At 66.1% G+C, this 22,809-nt stretch carries 18 protein-coding genes, 1 tRNA gene and 1 riboswitch; of the genes, 8 read left to right on the forward strand and 11 right to left on the reverse strand.

Translation table 11 applies throughout. The annotated features are described in order from the left end of the window. Nucleotides 1-2: 2 nt before the first annotated feature. The 7 genes from HNP52_RS21045 to HNP52_RS21075 form a co-directional block, all read right to left on the reverse strand. The gene (locus tag HNP52_RS21045) at nt 3-728 is read right to left on the reverse strand and encodes a response regulator (protein ID WP_184170282.1); all 726 of its coding nucleotides are present in this window, start codon (nt 726-728) and stop codon (nt 3-5) included. A gap of 56 nt (nt 729-784) precedes the next feature. Then, complete coding sequence (locus HNP52_RS21050; RefSeq protein WP_184170285.1) at nt 785-1,171, reverse strand: OsmC family protein; 387 nt, start codon at nt 1,169-1,171, stop codon at nt 785-787. A gap of 92 nt (nt 1,172-1,263) precedes the next feature. Beyond that, the gene (locus tag HNP52_RS21055) at nt 1,264-2,670 is read right to left on the reverse strand and encodes an efflux transporter outer membrane subunit (RefSeq protein WP_184170289.1); all 1,407 of its coding nucleotides are present in this window, start codon (nt 2,668-2,670) and stop codon (nt 1,264-1,266) included. 95 nt (nt 2,671-2,765) lie between these two features. Then, entirely contained in the window at nt 2,766-5,960 is a 3,195-nt protein-coding gene (locus HNP52_RS21060; RefSeq protein ID WP_184170291.1) for an efflux RND transporter permease subunit, read from the reverse strand. Nucleotides 5,961-6,034: 74 nt separating this feature from the next. Continuing rightward, on the reverse strand, nt 6,035-7,309 hold the full coding sequence (locus HNP52_RS21065; protein ID WP_184170294.1) for an efflux RND transporter periplasmic adaptor subunit: 1,275 nt from the start codon (nt 7,307-7,309) through the stop codon (nt 6,035-6,037). Continuing rightward, nucleotides 7,306-7,695, reverse strand: coding sequence for a hypothetical protein (locus HNP52_RS21070; protein WP_184170297.1), 390 nt, complete (start codon nt 7,693-7,695; stop codon nt 7,306-7,308). Before HNP52_RS21070 ends, HNP52_RS21065 begins: the two co-directional genes overlap by 4 nt. 458 nt (nt 7,696-8,153) lie before the next feature. Further along, nucleotides 8,154-8,765: a TetR/AcrR family transcriptional regulator gene (locus HNP52_RS21075; protein ID WP_184170300.1), complete on the reverse strand. Its 612-nt coding sequence runs from the start codon at nt 8,763-8,765 to the stop codon at nt 8,154-8,156. Nucleotides 8,766-9,004: 239 nt separating this feature from the next. Here HNP52_RS21075 and HNP52_RS21080 point away from each other — a divergent pair, with 239 nt between their 5' ends. Further along, nucleotides 9,005-10,480 (forward strand): PAS domain-containing sensor histidine kinase, encoded by a 1,476-nt coding sequence (locus HNP52_RS21080; protein ID WP_184170303.1) that lies wholly within the window; start codon nt 9,005-9,007, stop codon nt 10,478-10,480. Next, nucleotides 10,477-11,088 (forward strand): response regulator transcription factor, encoded by a 612-nt coding sequence (locus HNP52_RS21085; protein WP_184170306.1) that lies wholly within the window; start codon nt 10,477-10,479, stop codon nt 11,086-11,088. The genes HNP52_RS21080 and HNP52_RS21085 overlap by 4 nt, the downstream gene beginning before the upstream one ends. Before the next feature lie 277 nt (nt 11,089-11,365). On the opposite strand, the gene HNP52_RS21090 is transcribed toward HNP52_RS21085, so the two are convergent. Then, nucleotides 11,366-11,938, reverse strand: coding sequence for a TMEM165/GDT1 family protein (locus HNP52_RS21090; RefSeq protein ID WP_260396295.1), 573 nt, complete (start codon nt 11,936-11,938; stop codon nt 11,366-11,368). A 10-nt stretch (nt 11,939-11,948) separates the two neighbouring features. Next, nucleotides 11,949-12,133, reverse strand: a riboswitch (yybP-ykoY riboswitch). A 63-nt stretch (nt 12,134-12,196) separates the two neighbouring features. Beyond that, nucleotides 12,197-12,727, reverse strand: coding sequence for an alpha/beta hydrolase (locus HNP52_RS21095; RefSeq protein ID WP_184170312.1), 531 nt, complete (start codon nt 12,725-12,727; stop codon nt 12,197-12,199). A 453-nt stretch (nt 12,728-13,180) separates the two neighbouring features. Here HNP52_RS21095 and HNP52_RS21100 point away from each other — a divergent pair, with 453 nt between their 5' ends. The 5 genes from HNP52_RS21100 (at nt 13,181) to HNP52_RS21120 (ending at nt 20,610) form a co-directional block, all read left to right on the forward strand. After that, nucleotides 13,181-16,237 (forward strand): TonB-dependent siderophore receptor, encoded by a 3,057-nt coding sequence (locus HNP52_RS21100; RefSeq protein WP_184170315.1) that lies wholly within the window; start codon nt 13,181-13,183, stop codon nt 16,235-16,237. A gap of 144 nt (nt 16,238-16,381) precedes the next feature. Beyond that, nucleotides 16,382-18,508, forward strand: coding sequence for a TonB-dependent siderophore receptor (locus HNP52_RS21105; protein WP_184170319.1), 2,127 nt, complete (start codon nt 16,382-16,384; stop codon nt 18,506-18,508). 10 nt (nt 18,509-18,518) lie between these two features. Next, on the forward strand, nt 18,519-18,821 hold the full coding sequence (locus HNP52_RS21110) for a DUF3649 domain-containing protein (RefSeq protein ID WP_311768526.1): 303 nt from the start codon (nt 18,519-18,521) through the stop codon (nt 18,819-18,821). Next, complete coding sequence (locus HNP52_RS21115; RefSeq protein WP_184170326.1) at nt 18,818-20,290, forward strand: PepSY domain-containing protein; 1,473 nt, start codon at nt 18,818-18,820, stop codon at nt 20,288-20,290. The genes HNP52_RS21110 and HNP52_RS21115 overlap by 4 nt, the downstream gene beginning before the upstream one ends. Beyond that, nucleotides 20,287-20,610, forward strand: a complete 324-nt coding sequence (locus HNP52_RS21120; RefSeq protein WP_184170328.1) for a DUF3325 family protein — start codon at nt 20,287-20,289, stop codon at nt 20,608-20,610. Before HNP52_RS21115 ends, HNP52_RS21120 begins: the two co-directional genes overlap by 4 nt. Nucleotides 20,611-20,677: 67 nt before the next feature. On the opposite strand, the gene HNP52_RS21125 is transcribed toward HNP52_RS21120, so the two are convergent. After that, nucleotides 20,678-20,753: transfer RNA gene (locus tag HNP52_RS21125), tRNA-Ala, on the reverse strand. 202 nt (nt 20,754-20,955) lie between these two features. Here HNP52_RS21125 and HNP52_RS21130 point away from each other — a divergent pair. Further along, complete coding sequence (locus HNP52_RS21130) at nt 20,956-21,822, forward strand: DUF2171 domain-containing protein (RefSeq protein ID WP_184170331.1); 867 nt, start codon at nt 20,956-20,958, stop codon at nt 21,820-21,822. Between the two features lie 71 nt (nt 21,823-21,893). Here HNP52_RS21130 and HNP52_RS21135 read toward each other — a convergent pair whose 3' ends face one another. Then, on the reverse strand, nt 21,894-22,808 hold the full coding sequence (locus HNP52_RS21135; protein WP_184170334.1) for an alpha/beta fold hydrolase: 915 nt from the start codon (nt 22,806-22,808) through the stop codon (nt 21,894-21,896). Nucleotide 22,809: the final 1 nt, after the last annotated feature.

The raw sequence follows: 22,809 nt of genomic DNA on the forward strand, positions 1-22,809 counted from the left end.
TGTCACGCGCGCACGACCTTCGGCACGAACAGATAGCCTTCGTTGCGCACGGTGCGGATGATCTCGTCCCCGCCCGAGCGCAGCTTGCGGCGCAGGCGGCTGACCTGCACGTCGATCGCGCGGTCATAGGCGTCGGAATCCGGCCCGCGCGCCGCGGCGAGCAGCGCCTCGCGGCTCAGCACCCGGCGCGGCCGTTCGATGAACACGCGCAGCACCGCGAACTCGCCGTCGGTCAGGCCGACGAGCACGCCGTTCGGATCGAACAGCTCATGGCTGCCCAGGTCGATCCGCCAGCCCTCGAAGGTATAGACGTCGCCGCTCTCGCTGGTGACCACCGCGCCGCGCTTGCGCAGCGCCGCGCGCACCGTGGCGAGGATCTCGCGCGGGCTGCACGGCTTGGGAAGATAATGGCCGGCGCCGACCTCGAGGCCGAGGATGCGATCCTGTTCCTCGCCGAGCGCGCTCAGGAAGATGATCTCCGGCCCGTCGGTCCGCGCGATACGGCGGCAGGCCGAAAGCCCGTCCTCGCCCGGCATCATCACGTCGAGGATGACGAGATCGACCGGCGTGCGCGCCAGGATCTGGTCCATGTCGCGGGTGCTGGAGGCGGTCTCGACGCGATAGCCGCGCGAGCCAAGGCTGTTCGCCAGCAGCATGCGGATGTCACGGTCGTCGTCTACGACGAGCAGGGTCGCCGAATCGTCCTGGGGAGTCGCGGTAGCAAGCATGTTGCGGCTTCTACGACAAATTGCGTCCGCGATGTTGCGCGAAATTGTAACAAGATTTACCCGAGCCGTGTTTCGATCGGAACGCCCCGCTTCAGGGTGAGCGTCACCGGCGTCTTTTCCGCGATTTCGGCAAGACGGGCATTCTGCTCAGCATCGGTCCCGGTGATCGTCAGCACGCGCTCGATGTTGAGCGTCTCGCCCTGGCCGTGGAGGAACAGCGCGACGTCGATCTCCTCGACCGTCCAGCCCTTGCGCTCGGCATACATGCGCAGCGTGATCGCGGTGCAGGCACCCAAGCTGCCCAGCAGCAGCTCATAGGGCGCCGGCCCGCTATCCCCGCCGCCGCGCGCTTCCGGCTCGTCGGCGGTGAGCGCGTGCGTGCCGAAATCGATAGCGGTGGCATAGGGCGCGCCGCGCCCGATCTTTGCATGAGCCTGGGTCATGCGCGGGAGACTAGCGGCTTTGTCCGACGCTCCCAAGTGCCCATGCGGGTGAGGCATCAATCTCCCCTCCCTGGAAGGGAGGGGAAGTCATGTCAGCTCTTCTGCCAGCCACCACCCAGCGCACGGAACAGATCCACCTGCGTCTCCGCGATAAAGGCATCCGCCTGTGCCAGCGCCGCCTCGGCGTCCGCGAAGGTCCGCTCGGCATCGAGCAGCGCCAGCGAGTCGATATCGCCTTCGCGCTGGCGGGCGCGGGCGATGTTGACCGCCGCCTCCGCTTCGTTGCGCGCCGCCTGCAGCGCGGTGCGCCGCTCGAGCGCATGGCCATAGGCCGAAAGCGCCGTCTCGGTCTCCTGCAGCGCGTTGAGCACCGTGCCGTCGAAGGTCGCCAGCGCCACCTTGGTATCGGCCTCGGCGCCCGCGACCCGCGCACGCGCCGGACCCGGGTTCACCGCCCAGTTGAGCAGCCCGCCGACCAGCCAGCGCAGCGGCCCCGCACCGAACACGTCCCCGAAATCGGTGCCGGTCGAGCCGCCCGAGGCGCCGAGCGTGATGCGCGGATAGAGGTCGGCGGTCGCCACGCCGATCCGCGCGGTGGCGGCGGCAAGGCGACGCTCGGCGGCGCGGATGTCCGGACGACGCGCCAGCAGCGCGGCACCGTCGCCGACCGGGATCGGCTGGCTGAGGCGCAGCGTGGTGTTGCGCTCGCCGACCACCGCCGGCAGCTCGGCCGGGGTGCGGCCGGTCAGCGTGGCGAGCCGGAACAGCGCCGCATCGCGCGCCGCCTTGAGCGCCGGCACATCGGCCTGGCGCTGGTTGCGCAGCGCGCCGATCCGGGCGGTGTCGAGCCGGGTCGCGAGGCCGACACCACGGCGGCGCTCGGTCAGCTCGATCGACTGGTCGAGCAGCTGGACGATATGCTCGGCCACGCCCAACCGCTCGGCCGAGGAGGTGGCGTCGGCATAGGCGCGCGCCGTCTCGGCGGCGACGATCACCCGGACCGCATCGGCGTCCGCCTCGGCAGCACCGACATCGCCGCGCGCCGCTTCGGTGCCGCGGCTCAGCCGACCGAACAGATCGGCCTCATAGCTGACGCTCAGCCCGGCATCGATCTGCCAGTCGTTGAGCGGTGCGGCAGGCTGGCGCTGGCCCTCGGGCAGGCGGCCGTAATTGGCGCCGGCGCCCAGGGTCGCCTGGGGCAGCTGATTGGCCTTGGCACCGCGCAGGGTCGCGCGGGCCTTCTCGATCCGGGCCACCGCGACGCGGATATCGGTGTTGGCAGCGAGCGCGTCGGAGACGAGCTGGTCGAGCACCGGATCGTTATAGAGCCGCCACCAGTCGCCCTGAACGGGCTCGACGGTGACCGCGGGAGTAACCGCGACGAAATTGCCGGCCGCAGTCTGGGGCGGCGTCGGCGCGACATAGTTCGGACCGGCGGCGCAGGCGGCAAGCGCTAGCGCCGAAGCGGTCGCGAGGAAAATACGATAGGTCATTTTCATTCCTCCTCCTGCTCCCCGGCGAAAGCCGGGACCCAGGGTTACAGAGCGAGATCATTCGTGGCTCTGGCCCCCGGCTTTCGCCGGGGAACCAGGACTTATTCAGCCGGCGCCAGCTCGGGTGCATGACCCCCTTCGTCATGCGCCTTGCGGTTGCCGCGCATCGTGGCGATGCGGTCCCCGAGTGCGCGGCAGACGACGTAGAAGGTCGGCGTGAACAGCAGGCCGAAGGCAGTCACGCCCATCATCCCGAAGAACACCGCGGTACCGAGCGCCTGGCGGAGCTCCGCACCCGCACCGCTCGCGATCAGCAGCGGCACAGCGCCGAGGATGAAGGCGAACGAAGTCATCAGGATCGGACGCAGGCGGTCACGTGCAGCACGCACCGCGGCTTCCACCGGCGACAGGCCATCCTGCTCCTCGGCCTGCTTGGCGAACTCGACCACGAGGATCGCGTTCTTCGCCGCCAGCGCGATCAGCACGACCAGGCCGATCTGGGTCAGGACGTTATTGTCCATGCCCCTCAGGTTCACGCCAGCCATTGCCGCGAGCAGACACATCGGCACGATCAGGATGATCGCCAGCGGCATGGTCAGGCTCTCATATTGCGCCGCCAGCACCAGGAAGACGAACACCACGGCTAGGGCGAAGACGAGACCCGCGGTGCTGCCGGCCATCTTCTGCTGGAAGGCAATGCCGGTCCATTCGGCGTCATATCCGGGAGGCAGATCGGCGGCGAGCTTCTCCATCGTGTCGAGCGAGGCGCCCGAGCTGTAGCCCGGAGCGGTATCGCCATCCACTTCGACCGCCGGGAACAGGTTGTAACGCGTCACGCGGTACGGACCGGTCTTGTTCTCGAAGGTCGACACCGAACCGATCGGCACCATCGCGCCCGAGTTCGAGCGGGTCTTGAGGTTGGCGATATCCGCCTCGGTCGAGCGGAACGGCGCGTCAGCCTGCGCGGTCACGCGATAGGTGCGGCCGAGCATGTTGAAGTCGTTCACGAAGGCCGAGCCGAGATAGACGTTCAGCGCCTCGAACACCCGCTCCGGCGGCACGCCGAGCATGTCCGCCTTGCGACGATCGATATCGGCGAACACGCGCGGGGTGGCGGTGTTGTAGAAGGTGTAGATCTGCTTCAGGCCGGGGGTCTGGTTGGCCTGGCCGATCAACCCGAACGCGGTCTTGCCCAGTTCGTCATAGCCATGCTCGGCGCGGTCCTCGATCATCATCCGGTAGCCACCGGCCGAGCCGATGCCCTGGATGACGGGCGGGGGGACAACGAGCAGCATCGCCTCGTTGATGTCGGCGGTGCGCTTGCGCGCCTCACCCATGATGTCCTCGATGCTGACACCCAGTTTCTTGCGCTCCTCGAAGGAGAGCAGCGGAACGTAGGCGGCGGCCGAGTTCGGGGCGAGCGTCTGCGACGGGCCGTCGAAGCCGGCGAGCATCACCGAGCCCTTCACGCCCGGGATCGGCAGAATGCGGGCGACCACCTTGCGCATCACCTCATCCGTCCGTTCGAGCGACGAGCCCGGCGGCAGCTGGATGACGGTGAGGAAATACCCCTGGTCCTGCTGCGGGATGAAGCCGACCGGCGTGACCCAGAACATGCCCACGGTGGCGGCGATCAGGCCGACATAGGTGAGCATCATCCGCTTCGGGCGGGTGACCAGCACCTGGGTGAGCTTGGCATAGCCGACGCTCATCCGCTCGAAGCCGTTGTTGAACGCATCGGCGCCGCGCTTGAACAGGCGCCCGATCGGCCCCTTGGCCTCGCCCTCGTGATGCTTGAGCAGCACCGCCGCCATTGCCGGCGACAAGGTGAGCGAGACGAGCAGCGAGATCGCGGTCGCGGCCGAGATCGTCACCGCGAACTGCTTGTAGAAGGCGCCCGACAGACCGTTGAGGAACAGGGTCGGCAGGAACACCGCGAGCAGCACCAGCACGATCGCGACGAGCGCGCCGGACACTTCGTCCATCGAGGTCTTGGCCGCCTGGAGCGGGGTCATCCCCCGAGCCAGGTTGCGCTCGACATTCTCGACCACGACGATCGCGTCGTCGACGACGATGCCGATGGCGAGGACGAGGCCGAACAGCGACAGGTTGTTGAGCGAGTAGCCGAGCGGCAGCAGCACCGCCATCGTGCCGATCAGCGAGACCGGGATGGCGAGCACAGGGATGATCGCCGCACGCCACTTCTGGAGGAAGACGATCACCACCAGCACGACGAGCAGGATCGCCTCGCCGAGCGTGTGATAGACTGCGTCGATCGACTGCGAGATGAACTCGGTCGGGTTGTAGATGACGCGATATTCCAATCCCTTGGGGAAGTTCTTGGACATCGCCTTGAGCTGGTCCTGCACCGCATTGGCAGCGGCGAGGGCATTCGAGCCCGGGCGCTGGAAGACGGCGAGGATCACGGTCGGCTTGTTCGAGAGATAGGTGTTGGACGAATAGTCCGCCGCGCCCAGCTCGACGCGCGCCACGTCACTCACCCGCACCTGGTGCCCATCGGCATCGGTACGGATCACGACCTGGCCGAACTGCGCCGGGTCCTTCAGGCGGCCCTGCGTCTCGATGTTGAGCTGGAAGGCGTTGCCGGTGGGCGTGCTGCCCGGCTGGCCGAGCGTACCGGCGGCAACCTGGACGTTCTGCGCACGCAGCGCCTGGACGATGTCGCCCGCGGTCAGGTTGAGCGCGGCGGCCCGGCCCGGATCGATCCACACGCGCATCGCATAGTCGCGCGCACCGAACATGCGCACGTCACCCACGCCCTCGACACGGGCGAGGCGGTCCTTCACCTGGGTCAGCGCGTAGTTGGAGATGTACTCGCGATCGACCGAATTGTCCGGCGAGATCAGGTTCACCACCAGCAGGAAGTCCGGCGTGGTCTTGCGCGTGACGACGCCCAGGCGCTGCACCTCTTCGGGCAGGCGCGGGATGGCGACCGCGACGCGGTTCTGCACCAGCACCTGCGCCGCATCCAGATTGGTGCCGGATTTGAAGGTGACGGTGATGGTGACGTTGCCGTCACCCGTCGACTGCGACGACTGGTAGAGCATATCGTCGACGCCGTTGATCTCCTGCTCGATCGGCGCGGCCACGGTTTCCGCGACCGTCTCTGCCGAGGCGCCCGGATAGGAAGCAGTGACCGTCACCGTCGGCGGGACGATGTCGGGATATTGGGAAATCGGCAGCGCCAGATAGGCGATCGCGCCGATGATCGTGATGATCACCGCGATCACAGCCGCGAAGATCGGGCGCGTGATGAAGAACCGTGAGAGGCGCATCGGGCCACTCCTCGTGAATTGAGTTCGGAAAAAGGGTCAGCCGCCGGCCCCTGGGGAGAGCCGGCGGCTGATGGTCAACGGGCGAAGGTAGCTTCGCCGGTGACCGGCGCCGTGAGGGCCGGCGCCTGACTGGTTGCGGTGGGCTCGATCTTGCCGGCCTTGGGGGTCACCTTGCCCCCGGGCTGCGCGAACTGGGTGCCCGAGATCACGACCTTGTCCTGGGCGGTCAGGCCCGAGCGGACGACACGCAGGCCGTCGACCACGGGACCGAGCGTCACCGGCTTCGGCGCGACCGTGCCGTCCTTGCCGACGACCAGCACCAGCTTGCGGGCCTGGTCAGTCTGGATCGCGGCATCGGGCACCATCAGCGCCTGGGTGGTGCCACCCGCCGAGAGGCGCATGTTGCCGAACATGCCGGGCGTCAGGAACATGCCCGGATTGCTCAGCACCGCGCGCCCGCGGATCGTGCCCGACTTGGGATCAAGGCCGTTATCGGTGAAGTCGAGCTTGCCCTTCCACTTGTAGTCGGTCTCGTCCTGGAGGCGGATCTCCACCGGCGATTCCTGGGCACCCGCTTCCTTCGCGCGCTTGGTCTTGAGGAACAGCGCCTCGGAGCCGTCGAAGGTGAAGTAGATCGGATCGAGCGCGTTGATCGTGGTCAGCAGCGAACCGCCCTGCCCCTCGCCCGCGGCGACCAGGTTGCCCGGATCGACGCGACGGTCCGAGATGCGGCCGGCGATCGGCGCGCGGACCTGGGTGAACTCCATATCGAGCGCGCGGCTGCGCACCCGGGCCTGGGCGGCCGATACCGCCGCACCGGCGGCGCGGACACGGGCCTGGAGCCGCTCGACATCGCTCTTCGACACCGCCTCGACCGAGACGAGGCGCTCGGCGCGGCCCAGGTCGGAACGGGCAAGCGCGAGATCGCTCTCGGCGCTGGCGAGCCCGGCACGCGCCTCGGCAAGCGCGGCGGCGAAGGGACGCTGGTCGATCGTGAAGAGCAGCTGGCCCTTCTGGACGATCGCGCCGTCGGTGAAGTGGACGCCGGTGATCGCTCCCGAGACGCGCGGACGCACCTCGACGGCGCGGCTCGGCTCGAAGCGGCCGACATAGTCGTCCCACTCGTTGATGTCGCGGGCGAGCGGCGCCGACACGGTCACCACCGGCGGCGGCGGTGCTGCCATCGCGGCGGGTGCGTCCTTGCTGGCAATGCCCAGCCCGGCGGCGACGAGCACCACCGGGATCGCGACCAGGCTGCCGCGCTGCCACAGCGGCATGCGGCGGATACGGTCCGAGACGCCCGGCTTGTTGTCACCGGTCTCGGTTTCGATGCGCGAGATCATGTTCATTGGAATCGCTTCCCCTGATTCAGGGCTGCACGGCCACGGCTGATGGAGGCGAGCAGCGTTTCATATTGGTCGGGCGTGAAGCCCGCTTCGTGAAAGGCGCGGATCTCGTGGCGCGGCAGGGCATAGCCCTTGTGCCAGGCGAGCACTGCGACGCGCCGCAGCGCCTCCAGCTTCTGATCCGCCAGTTTCGGATTGGGGCTCTCTCCCCCGAAGATCATGCCCAGCGCCATCGACAGGCGCCCGGGTTTCTCCAGCGAGGCAAGCCGGTCGTGCTGGGCGATCGCCACGACCTGCCATTCGAGCGCGGAGAAGCCGCTGACCGGAAGCACATCTGCGGGCGCCGCGACCGGGCTGCCCTGGAGCTCCGAAAAGTTGAGATAGGCCATCATCTTTCCTCCTGCGTGTTGCCCGGCGGAAGGCAAAAACCTCCCCGTGCCGCGCGGAACCCCTTCCGCCGGCATTTCCGGTCATCCCCAACCGGCACGAGACGGGGCTGTCGCGCAGACGCATGTGTCTGCAGCGCACCGGCTCGGTCCTGTCCAAATTTCAGCGCTGCTGGAGTTTCGGGGCGGGGCCCCAGCCCCATTCCCTCGCTTCGGCAACTTCCCTCATTTCTATACTGACTGGTATAGAAATCGTGCTGCGTTGCGTCAAGGGCTTTTTATACTGGTCGGTACTTTTTGTCGAGCTAGGGGTGAAAAAAGTTCCAGATCCGCCCGAGCCCTCTCCCGTCATCCCCGCGTAGGCGGGGATCCAGGGCTATTCTGCGCATCGCTTTGGACTCTGGATACCCGCCTTTGCGGGGATGACGATGAAAGCGGGACAGACCCGCCCGGCTAGACGCTTATTTGCTCGGCCAGCAGGCCAGGCTGGTGTCGATCAGCTTCTTCAGGTCGACGCACGACGTCCCGCTGCCGGCCTGCAGCGCGATGCCCTGCAGGAGGGCGAACAGATAAGCGGTCAGGCCGATCACGTCGGTATCCGCCGGAAGGTCACCCTCGGCCTTCGCACGCTCGAACCGGTCGATCAGGCTCTGCTTCACGATCGCCCCGCGCGCGAGCACCTCGGCGCGGATCGACTCGGCTTCGGTGCCGCAGGCCACCGAATTGATCACGCCCATGCATCCCTTGGGGTCGCAGGTGCTCATCTGCATCTCGAGCGCGCCGGTCAGCAGTCGCTCGGCCACTCCGCGCGCGGTCGGCGCGTCGAGCGCCTTGCCCATATAATCGAGCTTTTCACGCTGATAGAGGTCGAGCGTCTTCTTGAAGAGCGCTTCCTTGTTGCCGAACGCCGCATACAGGCTCGGCCGGGTGATCCCCATCGCCTCGGTCAGATCGCTCAGCGAGGCACCCTCATAACCCTTGGTCCAGAAGACGCGCAGCGCCGAGGTCAACGCCGAGTCGGTGTCGAATTCGCGGGGGCGGCCCTTGGTGGGCTGGCAGGCGGTGATTTCCATAATGACCGGTACATAATAGCAAAAGCGCAAAAAGCCAATGCCTTGCCGCATGCTCCGGTTCCAGCCCCCTGAACCACTGTATTTTCACGGGTGTGAACTTATCGGCGGGCAGTATTAGGCGGATGTAATGGTTAACTCTGGCCGACTCGCCAATTGTCGAACGTATCGCGCGCTTGCTCCGCAAGTAGCCGATGCACGCGATCAATATAGGTGGAGATCGGCGGTCATCGGAGCCTGAGATGAGAGCTGGGGCGCTCCATCGAGGACTGGACCGGTACGGTATAACCTTGCTGGCGGTGACAATCGCATGCGGGCTTCGCGCCCTGATCGATCCCTGGACCGATGACCGGCCCTATTATCTGATCTTCCTCCTGCCGATACTCGTCGCAGCGATCCTGTGCGGGCTCCTCCCCGGCCTGCTGGCGGTGCTGTTGTCGCTGGTCGCGGAGAACCTCGTTCGCCCCGCGCAAGGAGATTTCCCCGATCTCCTGCTGTTCCTGCTCGCGTCCGGGCTCCTGCTTCTTTTCGTCAGCTGGTTCCGGACCGGCCGCGGCACGACGCGTCCGCCGACGGATTCGCAGCAGGAAACCGAGCGCCAGCTCAAGGCGAGCGTCAATCAGTTCCGCTCGGTGCTCGCCACCGTGCCCGACGCGATGATCGTGATCGACGATCGCGCGCACATCCTTTCGTTCAGCGCCGCCGCCGAGCGGCTGTTCGGCTTCAGCGAGGCCGAAGTCGTCGGCACCAACATCAACCGGCTGATGCCCAACCCCGATCGCGAGCGGCATGACGACTATATCGCCCGCTATCTGACGACCGGCGAGCGCCGCGTGATCGGCCGCGGCCGCACCGTGATCGGCCAGCGGCGTGACGGCTCGACCTTTCCGATGGAGCTCTCGGTCGGCGAGGCGATCACCGATGGCGACCGCGTGTTCACCGGCTTTATCCGCGATCTGACCGAGAAGCAGAAGGCCGAGGACCGGATCGAGCAGCTGCGCGGCGAACTGGTCCATGCCGCGCGTGTCAGCGCGATGGGCACCATGGCTTCCACCCTGGCGCACGAGCTCAACCAGCCGATCACCGCGGTGGTCAACTATGTCCGCGGCGCCGGCAATCTGATGCGCGGCAACGAGAGCCCTGACCTGCCGGTGATCCAGCACGCGCTGGACGAAGCGACCAACGAAGCGATGCGCGCCGGCGGGATCGTCCGGCGCCTGCGTGAATTCGTGGCACGCGGCGACAGCGAGAAGAGCGTCGAGGACCTCGATGCGCTGGTCGAGGAAGCCGCCAAGCTCGCGCTGATCGGCGCACGCGAACGCGGCGTCGACTCCTTCTTCGAGATCGACCCCGCCAGCTCGGTCGTGCTGGTCGACAAGATCCAGACGCAGCAGGTGCTGATCAACCTGATGCGCAATGCCGTGGATGCGATGTCCGCATCGCCGATCCGGCGCCTCACCATATCGAGCAGGCCCGAGCCGAACGGCTATGTCCGCGTCACCGTGACCGACACCGGCACGGGCATCGCCCCCGATATCGCGGAGAATCTCTTCCGCGCCTTCAACAGCAGCAAGGACGGCGGAATGGGGCTTGGCCTCTCCATCTGCCGCACCATCGTAGAGGCCAATGGCGGAAAGATCTGGATGGAGGCCTGCCCCGGCGGCGGCACTGCATTCCACTTCACGCTTATCCGCATGGAAACGGAGCAGTCCGAATGAATGACCGCCGGCTGGTACACATCATCGACGACGAGGACAGCGTCAGGAACTCGATCGGGTTCATGCTGCAGACAACGGGCTATTCCGTGCGCACCTGGCCTTCCGGCGTCGCCTTCCTCCGCGAGCTGCGCAACGTCGAGCCCGGCTGCATCCTGCTCGACATCCGCATGCCGGAAATGGACGGGCTGCAGGTGCAGCACCAGCTCAACGAGCGCGGCGTGACCATGCCCGTTATCGTGCTCACCGGGCATGGCGACGTGACGATCGCGGTTAAGGCGATGCGCAACGGCGCCTTTGATTTCCTCGAAAAGCCGTTCGAGGCCGATCAGCTGCTCTGCGCGATCGAGAACGGGTTCGAGCGCGCCAACGAAGCCAACAGCGCCACCCGCACCGATGCCGCGCGCACCCAGCTCGCCAGCCTTTCGGCGCGCGAGCGCGAAGTGCTCGACGGGCTCGCCGCCGGCTTCCCGAACAAGACCATCGCCTATGATCTCGGCATCTCGCCGCGCACGGTGGAAGTGCACCGGGCGAACCTGATGCAGAAGCTGGGCGCCCGCAGCCTCTCCGAGGCACTGCGCGTCACCTTCACCGCGGAGATGGGCGCCTAGGCGGCATTCCAATTCCATTTTCAGTTCCCCGGCGAAGGCCGGGGAACACGCACGCCACCCCTTGCAATGTAGGATTTCGCCTGCTGCGATCGAGCGGCCAGCCCCATGGCCGGCCGCTCTTTGACGCAGTTGGGAAAATAGGATCACGCGCACGCAACAATGTTGCGAGATGCGGTGCGTTCGCGGGAACTATGTCAACTTGAGGCGCCGCAAAACCCGCTCTTGGCCTGTACTTTGTGTACTTCCGCGAGTCGGCGCCCTCTCGATGTAGGAGCGCCTAGAACCAGCCCGCCGTCTCGCCGAGCATCCAGATGCCGGCGGCGAGGAACAGCATCGCGGCAATGCCGTGGACCAGCCTGAGCGGCACCCGCTGCAGCAGCGCGTTGCCCAGGAACACCGCCGGGACGTTGGCCAGCATCATGCCCAGCGTGGTACCCGCCGTGACCGCCCAGACATTGTGGAAGCGCGCGCCCAGCGCCACCGTCGCCAGCTGGGTCTTGTCGCCCATCTCGACCACGAAGAAGGCGATCGCAGTCGTCAGGAACGCGCCGAACCGCGCCGGCTTGTCCTCCAGGTCGTCGATCTTGTCGGGGATCAATGTCCACAGGCCCATGGCGATGAACGAGGCGGCAATCAGGTAGCGGAACCAGATGCCCTGCAGCAGCTGCGCCGCTTCCGAACCGACCAGCGCGGCGAGGAAGTGGTTGGCCAGCGTCGCCACCAGGATGCCGAGGATGATCGGCACCGGCTTCTTGAACCGCGTGGCGAGCAGGATCGCGAGCAGCTGGGTCTTGTCGCCGATCTCGGCAAGTGCGACCAGCGCGGTGGAGCTGAACAGGGCTTCGAACAAGGGATACTCCGGGCCGGACGGAGACGAAATCCAACGACATCGCACCTCCCCGCCCGGCAAGAGCGGAGATGCGACGCCATTGGTCTCGCCCGAACGGTGTTCCCGTCCCTCCCGCGCCATGGCCTCTCGACCAAGTATGTTGACGCGGGAGCCCGCGCGGATCGCGCGGCTGGCTACTCCCCAAATAGCGAGTTGCTGCGTGAAGCAGCACAGCGCGGCCCCTAAGGCACGCGCCTGCCGAAATCCAGCATTATGTGGTCAGCCCGCCAGGCTGAGCAGTCGATGCTCGGCGCCGGGCTCCTCTTCCGGCTCCCCGCGCAGCGACGCCAGCAGGTCGCTGATCGAGCGCACCGGCGAGGAGTCGAGGAAGCGACTGCCCCAGTCCCGCGCCAGCGCCGCGGCGTCCGCCCCGGTGTCGGCCAGGATCGAGGGAAAGGCGATACGCAGCCTGGGCCCGGCGAACAGCTGGTCCGGCGATGCCGTCACCGCCGATCCAAGCGGCCGGACGAACACGGCGCCCGCCACCTTCTCGACATAGGAAGCCGGCGACAGCCGCGCCCACCAGGTCACCGCGAAACAGCCAATGCCGTGCGCGACCAGGATCACCGGGCGCTCGGTAAGCCGCACCGCCTCGTCGAGGCGCGCCGCCCACAGGTTGCGCCCGCCACCACCGGCGCCAAGCTCGATGATCTGCCCGGCATGGGCAAGCAGGCCACGCGCGGGTCGGTCGGCACGATCATAGATCGTCAGGGTCGGAAGCGACGAATCGAAGAGGCCATTCTCGGGCATTCGGTATCTCCCTTGATAAGGGGAAAAGCACGCTCAACGAGTCGTCAGCGTATTCCTACCGTACCGCTATGCAATTCGCCCTGCGCCAGAATGAGTGCGCCGTGCGCCGAAATCGCATGGTACCGCTTACATGCCGCCGAGCTGCCCTGCCCCGGGGGTCGGATTTCATCGCAACACGCTCCGACTCGGACGCTTAGGGCGCGATCCGTCGCGCCTCGCCCCGCAGCGTCGCCCGCGTGCCTGTTCTCCAATCCGGAGGCGGCGCAGCGGGGCAGGCTGCAGCAATTGCGCGGACGATCGGGTCAGCAGGGGTTCTCAACGGAATTGACCGGAGCGCGATGCAGCCCGCCGCGCGAACGAAAGAGGGAGTGGCCCGCCACCGCGTGACCCGAGCACGGGCACCGCCGCGGCCCACCAACAAAAGGGCAAGCAATGATAAATCGAACCAAGACCATGACCCGTTTCCTGCGGGGCTCGACCGCGCTGTGCGGCGCGATGCTGATCGCGATGCCGGCCTATGCGCAGGAAGCCGCTGCACCGGCCGCGCAGGCAACGTCAGGCCCTACCCAGGAAACGCCGGCTCCGGCCGCGCAGGAAGACACTGGCGAGGCGATCGTCGTCACCGGTTCGCTGTTCCGCCGCACCAACACCGAGACACCGTCGCCGGTCACCGTGCTTTCCGCCGAAGCGCTCGAGCAGCGCGGCCTGAACACGGTCACCGAAGCGGTGCAGCGCATCTCGGCCGGCAACGCCGGCACGATCACCCAGGGCTGGAATGCCGGCGGCAATTTCGCGGTGGGCGCGAGCGCGATCTCGCTGCGCGGCCTCACCGTGCAGGCGACGCTGACCATCTTCGACGGCATGCGCATGGCGCCCTATCCGCTCGCCGACGACGGCCAGCGCAACTTCGTCGACCTCAACACCATCCCGAGCGCGATCATCGAGCGCATCGAAGTGCTGAAGGACGGCGCTTCGTCAACCTATGGCGCCGACGCAGTCGCGGGCGTGATCAACGTGATCACCAAGAAGGAGATCAAGGGTCTCCACGCCAATGTTTCCGCCGGCATCTCGCAGCGCGGGGACGGAGCCGAGAACCGCGGGGACCTGACCTGGGGCTTTGGCGACCTGAGCGAGCAGGGCTTCAACTTCTACGTCAGCGGCGAGTATATGAAGCAGGATCCGCTCTGGGCCCGCGACCGCGATTATCCGTTCAACACCTATGACTGGGGCAAGATGTGCAACGGCAATGGCGGTTGCATGCACAATCTGAACTGGAACGGCATCAGCCCCGATGGCTCGGTGAACGCGCTCTGGTCGACGCCAGGTGTCGCCCTCGTCCGTCCGGTACTCACCCCGGGCGCCCCGGTCTCCTCCGGCCGTTACAGCTATTTGAATCCCGCTCGTGGCTGCGGTGCAGTTGGCGTCCTGCGCCCGCTCACTGCAGGCCAGCTTGCAGATACGCCCTCCGCGCCGACCAATGGCCTCTGCGAAGTCAACCAGAACGCCGCCTATCTGATGGTGTTGCCCGAGGTTGAGCGCATGGGCGCATCCGCCCGCTTCACCGCGAATATCGGTGATTCGCATCAGTTCTACGCGCAGGGCAATTACTACAAGACTTCCACGTTCGCCCAGGCGACGCCGTCGTCCTTTGCTGGCCAGCCAACCAATCCGACCAGCGGTGCAGAGCCTTATTATGTGATCCTGCCTGTCTATGTGTGCGCCAATGGCGTGGGCACGCTGAACGGCGTGGGCACCGGCTGCGACGCCACCAACGGCACTCTCAACCCATACAACCCCTATGCGGCTGCCGGGCAGACGGCACAGGTCTCGTACCGCATGGAACGCCCGACCTCGAACGAGGCAGTGTCGCGTTCGATCCGTGGCGTCATCGGCATGTCGGGAACGATCGGCGGGTTCGACTATGCCGCCAACTTTGTTGCGGCGAACTCGAAGCTCACCCGCACGCAGAGCGGATATGTGACCCCACAGCGGATCATGGACGTCGTCGCACGCGGCACCTTCAACTTCAGCAATCCCAGCGCGACCCCGCAGAGTGTCCTCGACTATATCAGCCCGGACAGCCTGACGGTCTCGAACTCGGACCTGTGGCAGGCGAGTGCCAATGTCTCGCGGCATGTGATCGATCTTCCGGGCGGCGGCATCGAAGCAGCAGCGGGCGCTTCCTACCGCTACGAATCGATCATGGCACCGAGCGCCAACCCGCAGAACGATGCGCATCCGTATGACCGCTACTACACCATCAACTCGGTGGGCACGTCGGGCAGCCGCAAGGTCTTCTCGGCCTTCGGTGAAATCCAGGCGACCGCGCTCGACCTGGTCGAACTGAACCTCTCGGGCCGTTATGACTCCTACTCCACCGGGCAGAAGAACTTCTCGCCGAAGGTGGGCGGCAAGATCACGCCGATCAAGCAAGTCGCGCTGCGTGGCACCTGGTCGAAGGGCTTCCGTATCCCGAGCTTCAACGAGGCTTTTGGTCTTCCGACCACCGGCTTCGTGTCCCAGGGCGGAAACACGGCCTTCTGCCAGAACTACGTGGCTTTCTGTAACGCGCACGGCGGCCCGAACAGCAGCTATGCTTCGAGCCCCTTCTCGGTAGGCCTCACGAATGTCGGCAATCCGAACCTCAAGCCGGAAAAGTCTGAAAGCCTTACCGCCGGCGTGATTTTCGAGCCGATCCGCGGCCTGAGCTTCACGGTCGATTTCTGGCGCATCCAGGTCAAGGATCAGATCGTTGGCGTGAGCGGGATCGGGCCCGTGCTCGATCAATATTATACCAATAACGGCGTGGTAAATATTCCGGGCTTCGTCGTGACGCCGGGAACGGTCGACCCTGCGAATCCCAATGCGCTGCCGCATATCGGCTACATCCAGGCCTCCTACACCAATGCCAACAGGCAGATAGTGCAAGGCATCGATTTCAGCGCCAACGCAAACATCAAGCTGACCGATGGCATTCGCTGGATCAGTTCCGCCGATGTCTCCTATCTCGACAAGAACCACCTGACGCTCGTCGATCCGTTCACCGGCGAGGCTGGAGAACCGCAGCGATATGAAGACACGCTGAGCCCGTGCAATGTCACGTCCTGCTCGGGTTCGCCGCGTTGGCGAGCAAGCTGGCAGAATACCTTCCAGTTCGGTGGAACCAGCGTGACGGCTACTGCCTATTACACGGCGGGCTATCACGTAGCGGCGGTCGATTATAATGCCATCCCGTTCAACTGTGAGAGCGCAGTTGCCCGCTACGCGGCGACGTATGACGATGGTACGCCGGTTCAGTGCCGCTCGAAGGATGTCTGGAACGTCGATCTGACGATCCAGCACAAGCTGAACGACAATTTCGCTTTGACGCTCAACGTGCTCAACCTGCTGGACACCAAGCCGCCGTTCGATCCGAACGCTGCCTATGGTGGCTATGGCTACAACCCGGCCTGGGCCGGTCCGAATATCATGGGCCGCTATTTCCGCGTCGGCACGAAACTCGACTTCTGATTGCCCCTCGATGGGTAATTGCTGGGGGAGCGGCATACCGCTCCCCCTTTTTGCGCGCACCATCCGCGCTTTCGCTAATGCGATTGACTCGCAATATAGCCTTCCCTAACGAGCCCCCGAACGATCCGTTTCTGGGGAACCGGGATGAACAGCTTTTTCCGTGGCGCATTGCTCGCCAGCGCCATGCTCCTTCCTTCGGCCGCCTGGGCCCATGGCCCCGACGGCGAGGACGACCAGGACAAGGCGCGTGACGAGATCGTCGTCACCGGCACGATCGAGCAGAAGACCCCCTCCGCCACCGGCCTGTCGCTCACGCCGAAGGAAACCCCGCAGTCGATCACGATCATCGACCGCACCCGCATCGACGATTTCGCGCTGAACAACGTCAACGACCTGCTTACCCAGACCGTCGGCATCAATGTCGAGCGGGTCGAGACCGACCGCACCTATTTCAACGCGCGCGGTTTCGACATCACCAATTTCCAGTTCGACGGCATCGGCATGCCGCTGGTCGCCGGCATCCAGTTCGGCGATCTCGACACGGCGCTGTTCGACAGGGTCGAAGCGATCCGCGGCGCCAATGCGATCATGACCGGCATCGGCAACCCGTCGGCCACGATCAACTATGTCCGCAAGCGCCCGCTCGACGCGCTCAAGGCCAGTGCCAGCATCCGCTACGGCAGCTGGAACAGCTGGCGAGCCGAGGGCGATGTGTCGGTGCCGCTGAACGACTCGGTCGGCGTCCGCCTGGTCTATGCGCATCAGGAAGGCGACAACTACCTGGCCTATAACCGGGTCAACCGCGACGTGTTCGGCGCGACGATCGAAGCGAAGATACTCGACGGCCTGACCTTCACCGCCGGTTACAGCCGCCAGGACAATGATGCCTCGGGCGTGATGTGGGGCTCGCTGCCGCTCAGCTATACCGACGGCACCCGCATTCCCTATGCCCGCTCGGCCTCGACCGCGGCCGACTGGACCTATTGGAACACGCTCGACCAGACCGCCTTCGCCGAGCTCGCCTATGACATTGGCGGCGGCTGGTCGGCCAAGACGATCGCCACCTATCGTCGGCTCAGCTACGAAGCGAAGCTGCTCTACGCCTATGGCAATCCGGACAAGGCTACCGGGCTTGGCCTGGGCGGCATGGCCGGCATCTACCCGTCGGTCTACGACCAGTATCTCGGCGATTTCTACGTCTCGGGCCCGGTCAAGCTGTTCGGCCGCGAGCATCAGCTGGCATTCGGCGTATCGAGCGGTCGCACCGATGTGCACGAATGGGAGAATTTCTCGCTCGACGCGATCGACTATCCGCCGGTGCTCAGCCTCGGCCAGGTCGATATCGCCGAACCGAGCTATCCGGGCGAATATCTCGCCGCCGATTATTCGGACCGACTGAAGCGCGCCTATGGCGCCGCGCATCTCAACCTTTCCGACCGGCTCAAGGCCGTGGTCGGCGTCAGCGCGATGTGGCTGGAGTCGCTCGGCGATTCCTACGGCACCGATCAGTCGCGCAAGAACAGCAAGATCAGCCCCTATGTCGGCGCGCTGTTCGATCTGACCCCGAACCTCTCGCTCTATGCGAGCTATACCGACATCTTCAATCCGCAGAGCGAGATCCTGATCAGCGGCCAGCGGCTCGATCCGGCGGCGGGCAGCAGCCTGGAAGGCGGCATCAAGAGCGAGTGGTTCGGCGGCAAGCTCTACGCCACCGCCTCGCTGTTCCGCGCCAAGCAGAAGGGGCTGGCGGCCTTTGCCGGAACCTGCGCCGCCACCGATCCCTGCCGCGCGGGCGACAGCTATTATACCGGGGTCGATACCACCTCGAAGGGCTTCGAGATCGAACTCGCCGGCAAGGTGACCGACAACTGGTCGATCAGCGGCGGCTATACCGGCCTCAAGATCGAGGACGAGGCGGGCAACCCGGCGCGGACCTTCCTGCCGCGCAGGACGCTCAAGCTCGCCACCACCTATACGGTGCCCCAGCTCAACGACCTCAAGCTCGGCGCGCAGTTCCGCTGGCAGGGCGACATCACCTATGCCGATAGCGGCGTCCAAGCTTATGGCATCGTCACCGGCGACGTGATCCTGCGCCAGCCCAGCTATGCGGTGGTAGACCTGATGGCCAGCGTCCGCCTGGTCGACAAGGTCCGCGCCAGCGTGAACGTGCGCAATGTCGGCAACGAGAAATATCTCGGCAGCCTGATGTGGGGCCAGGCCTATTATGCGGCACCGCGCAACGTCAGTGTCGCGCTCAGCTTCAACTATTAAGACCAGGCGCGTGGCAGGGGCAGCACAACAAAGACAGGGCTGGCGCTATCGCGCCAATGTCGCCGCGCGCGTGGTGGCGGGGACGATCGGCGCCTATGCCGTCGCCGCGCTCGCCGCCGCGGCGCTTGCACGCGTGCTGCCGATGCCCAGGGTCGAGGCGATCATCCCCGCCACCCTGATCGCCCTGCTGATCGGGCCGGCGGTGACGATCTGGGCATTCCTCGCTCGCGGTCCCTGGCGCGCCTGGGCCGGCATCGTTCTGGTCGGCGCGATCCTTGCCGCGATCACCTGGGCGGCGGGGGCCCTGGCATGAGCGCGGCGGTACGCGAGGGCGTCCGCCAGGTCATGGCCTGGCTGCACGGCTGGGTCGGGCTGCTGCTCGGCTGGGTGTTGTTCGTCATGTGCCTTGCCGGCACGCTCAGCGTGTTCAAGCCCGAGATCGGCCAGTGGATGCGCCCCGAGACCAGCGCCAAGGCCGACCCGGCCGACGCGATCCAGGCCGCCGCGACCTGGCTCACCGCCAACGCCAAGGATTCCAACGCCTGGTTCTTCACCGCGCCCAGCGACCGGATGAACACGGTCGAGGCGACCTATGATACCGGCGGCAAATATCTCTATCGCGCGCTCGATCCGGTGACCGGCGCGCCGGCTCCGCGCGAGACGCTGGGCGGCGAATTCTTCTACCGCCTGCATTTCGAGCTGGAGCTGCCCTATCCCTGGGGACGGTTGCTCGCATCGATCGCGGCGATGGTGATGCTGGTCGCGCTGATCACCGGGATCATCGCGCACCGGCGCATCTTCAAGGACTATTTCACCTTCCGCCCGGCCAAGGGCCAGCGCTCCTGGCTCGACGGGCACAACGCGCTGGGCGTGCTCGCCACGCCCTTCCACCTGATGATCACCTTCACCGGGATCGTGACCCTGGCCTCGCTCAACATGCCCTGGGCGATCACCGCGACCTATGGCAACGACCTGGAGGCCGTATACCACGACCTCTCGCCAGGCATCGCCGAGCGCGAACGCGCCAACGTGCCCGCGCCGCTCGCCCCGATCGCGCCGATGCTGCGTGAGGCCCAGCGCCAACTCGGCGGCACGATCGGCCGCGTCTATGTGCTCAATCCGGGCGACAAGGGCGCAGTGGTCAGTGTGTTCCGCTCGGATGCCGACCAGCTCGGCTTCAACATGGCCGAGATGAGCTTCGACGGCGTAACCGGCCAGCCGCTCCGCAAGTGGCGCGAGAACCGCGCCGCGGTCCAGACCTACAATGTCGTCTATGGCCTGCACATGGCCCGCTTCGCGCCGATCTTCACCCGCTGGCTCTATTTCCTCGGCGGCGCGATGCTCACCCTCGCAATCGCCACCGGCATGGTGCTGTGGATCGTCAAGCGCCGCGAGCGTGCGCCGCTCTCGATCGGCAATCGCATCGTCGAGCGCCTCAACGCCGGGGTGCTGGCCGGCGTACCACTGGGCTGCGCCGCCTATCTCCTTGCCAACCGCCTGTTGCCGCTCGGCATCGGAGGCCGGGCGGAGCTCGAGGTCTCTACCGCGCTCTATACCGCCGGGGCCGCGCTGGTGGTCGGCGCCGCACTCAAGCCATGCTGGTCCTGGCCGCTGCTCACCGGCGTCACCGCACTGGCCTGCATGCTCGCCGCAGTCCTCGGCCTTTCGGTCAGCGTCGTATCGGCCGTGCTGCTGGCAACAGCAGCCGCGCTCGCCTGGCTGGCCGTGCAGCAAGGCCGCGGCCCCAAGCAACGCCCGCAACGGCGGAGGCGCGCCGCATGATCCTCGCCATCACCGGCCTGCTCTATCTCGGCATGTTCGCGCTCGCCGCCGGCATGTCGCGCCACGCCGATCCGCTGCTCGGACTACAGGCGAAGCTGACCGCGCTGCGGCACCCGGCTCGCTATGGCTGGGGACTGATCGCATTATCGCTACTGCTCGCGATCTTCGCGCATGATGGCGGTCAGGCGCTGGTGCTCTGGTTCGGGCTGATCCCGCTGGCGAGCGCGATCATCCTGCTCGGCCTCACCTATCGCCCGGCGACAGCACGTGCCGTGGTGCCGGTGGCCGCCCTGATGGTGCTGCTTGCGCCCTTCTTCTGAACCGGAAGACCGCGACACGATGGCGCCCTCGGGGGCGCGTCAGCTAGCTTTTGGGAAATATGGCGGCTGGTGGAGCTGAGGGGAATCGAACCCCTGACCTCTGCAGTGCGATTGCAGCGCTCTCCCATCTGAGCTACAGCCCCGCCGCCTGTCTCCGGGGTACCCGGAGAGGCGCTGCATTAGCGGCGCTTTTTCCCCAATGCAACCGGCTTGCAACGCGCGCGGCAAAACGCTTCGCTAGTGCGGCGAACAGCACTGAATAAGCTGGCTTTTTCCGGAACCATAATACCCGCTCGTCCGCTGAATCCGCACCAACTCAGCCCAACCTGCAGTGGAGAGGATTCGATGAACGACCGTTACGGCGATCCCCGGTATTTCGGCCCCGAGGACCAGTATCAGGTAAGCGGCGTCCGACGCGCCGGAGGTGAGCATTATTCGAGCGCCCGCGAATATGCGGCGGCCGGCGCGTTCGGCAAGGGACGCGGCTATCGCGGCAACCAAGGGTATGGCGGCGGCTATGGCAACGACTGGGATCGCGGCGGCCGTGACTATCGCACCGATCGCGGCAACTGGGATGCACCGCGCGGCTACGGCGAAGATCGCGAGTACCGCACGGGCTATGACCCGGATCGCGGCTTTTTCGATCGCGCCGGCGACGAGGTACGCTCCTGGTTCGGCGATCGCGAGGCGGAACGTCGCCGCGAAGCCGATATGCGCTACGACGCGCGCCAGGGGCGCGACGAGCGCTGGGCGCACGGGCCGGACGACCATTATTCGGGCTGGCGCCGCCAGCGCATCGCCGAACTCGACAATGATTATGACGAATATCGCCGCGAGAACGCCCAGCGCTTCGAGAGCGAGTTCAACAACTGGCGCACCGATCGCCAGGGCCAGCGCGATGGCCTTCGCCGGGTGATCGAGCATATGGAAGTCGTCGGATCGGACGGCGTGCATGTCGGGAAGGTCGACAAGATCCGCGGCGACCGCATCATCCTGGCGAAGCATGATGCCGATGCGGGCGGCCATCACCACTCGATCCCGTCGCGCTGGATCCAGTCGGTCGATGACAAGGTGACGCTGCGCAAGACCGCGGACGAGGCGCATGCGGCATGGAAGGACGAGGAACGCTCGGGCGCACTGTTCGGCGGGCGCGACGATCAGGACTGGAATCGCGACCGGAACCTGAACCGGAGCTTCCTTGGAACCTATTGATCCCCAGATAACAGATGTGAGCAGAACTGGGCCCGGGAGCGTTTCCCGGGCCCTTCTTTATGCGGCGGCACTCAGCCCGCGAGGAAAGCAGTGAGCGCGGCCTGGAATGCTGCCGGCTGGTCGAGCATCACGAAATGCTGGGCCGGGCCGGTCGGAACGAGATTCAGCCTGGCGACGCCGGCATATTGCGCCGTGTAGAACTGCACTGCCTGTGGCTGGCGCGGATAGGTCTCGTTCCACGCGAAGGTGACGGTGACCGGCACCGTGATCCGGCCCAGCTCCGCGCGCATGTCGGTGGTCAGATCCTCGTACAGCGCCTGGGCGGTCACGCGCGGATCGGCCTTGGCGGCCCACTCGCGAAGCCGCGGCAGGTTTTCCGGCTTCATCGTCATGCCGGCAATGTTGCGCTCAATCGCCGCCGGATCGGCGGGCTTGCCATAGCCCGCCGCCACTGCGTCGCGCATCCGCTCCGCCTGCGGCGTGACCGTCTCGACCGAGGCCTCCATCCCCGGCACGCTCATCAGCACGCCGAACCAGGGCAAGGAGTCGACGATCATCAGCCGCCCGAGGCGATCGGGATGCCGGGCCGCCAGCATCATCCCCACCAGGCCGCCCATCGAATGGCCGACGACCGCCGGCTTGCCCAGTTTCTCGCGGACGATCAGGGCATCGAGATCGGCGACGATGCCGGCAAGCACGCCGGGTTTCAGATTGCCGCGCGGATCGTCCCCGCCGAAGCCGTTGACCTGGACGAGATAGACGCTGTGCCCCTTCGCCAGCTCGGGTGCCACGCCGTCCCACACCGCGCGTGGGCTGGAAAGGCCGGGGATCAGGATCACCGGGCTGCCCTTGCCGATCACCTGCACCGAGATGTGGTCCATCTGGATCAGGCTGGCCGGGGCAACCGCGGCATGCGCGGCGGGAGCGTGCAGGATCATCGGGATGCTGGCGGTTGCGAGCAGGGCGAAGGCAATGCGACGGATCATG

The organism is Sphingomonas kyeonggiensis (assembly GCF_014204495.1).
In the GTDB taxonomy this organism is placed as follows: Bacteria; Pseudomonadota; Alphaproteobacteria; order Sphingomonadales; family Sphingomonadaceae; genus Sphingomonas; species Sphingomonas kyeonggiensis_A.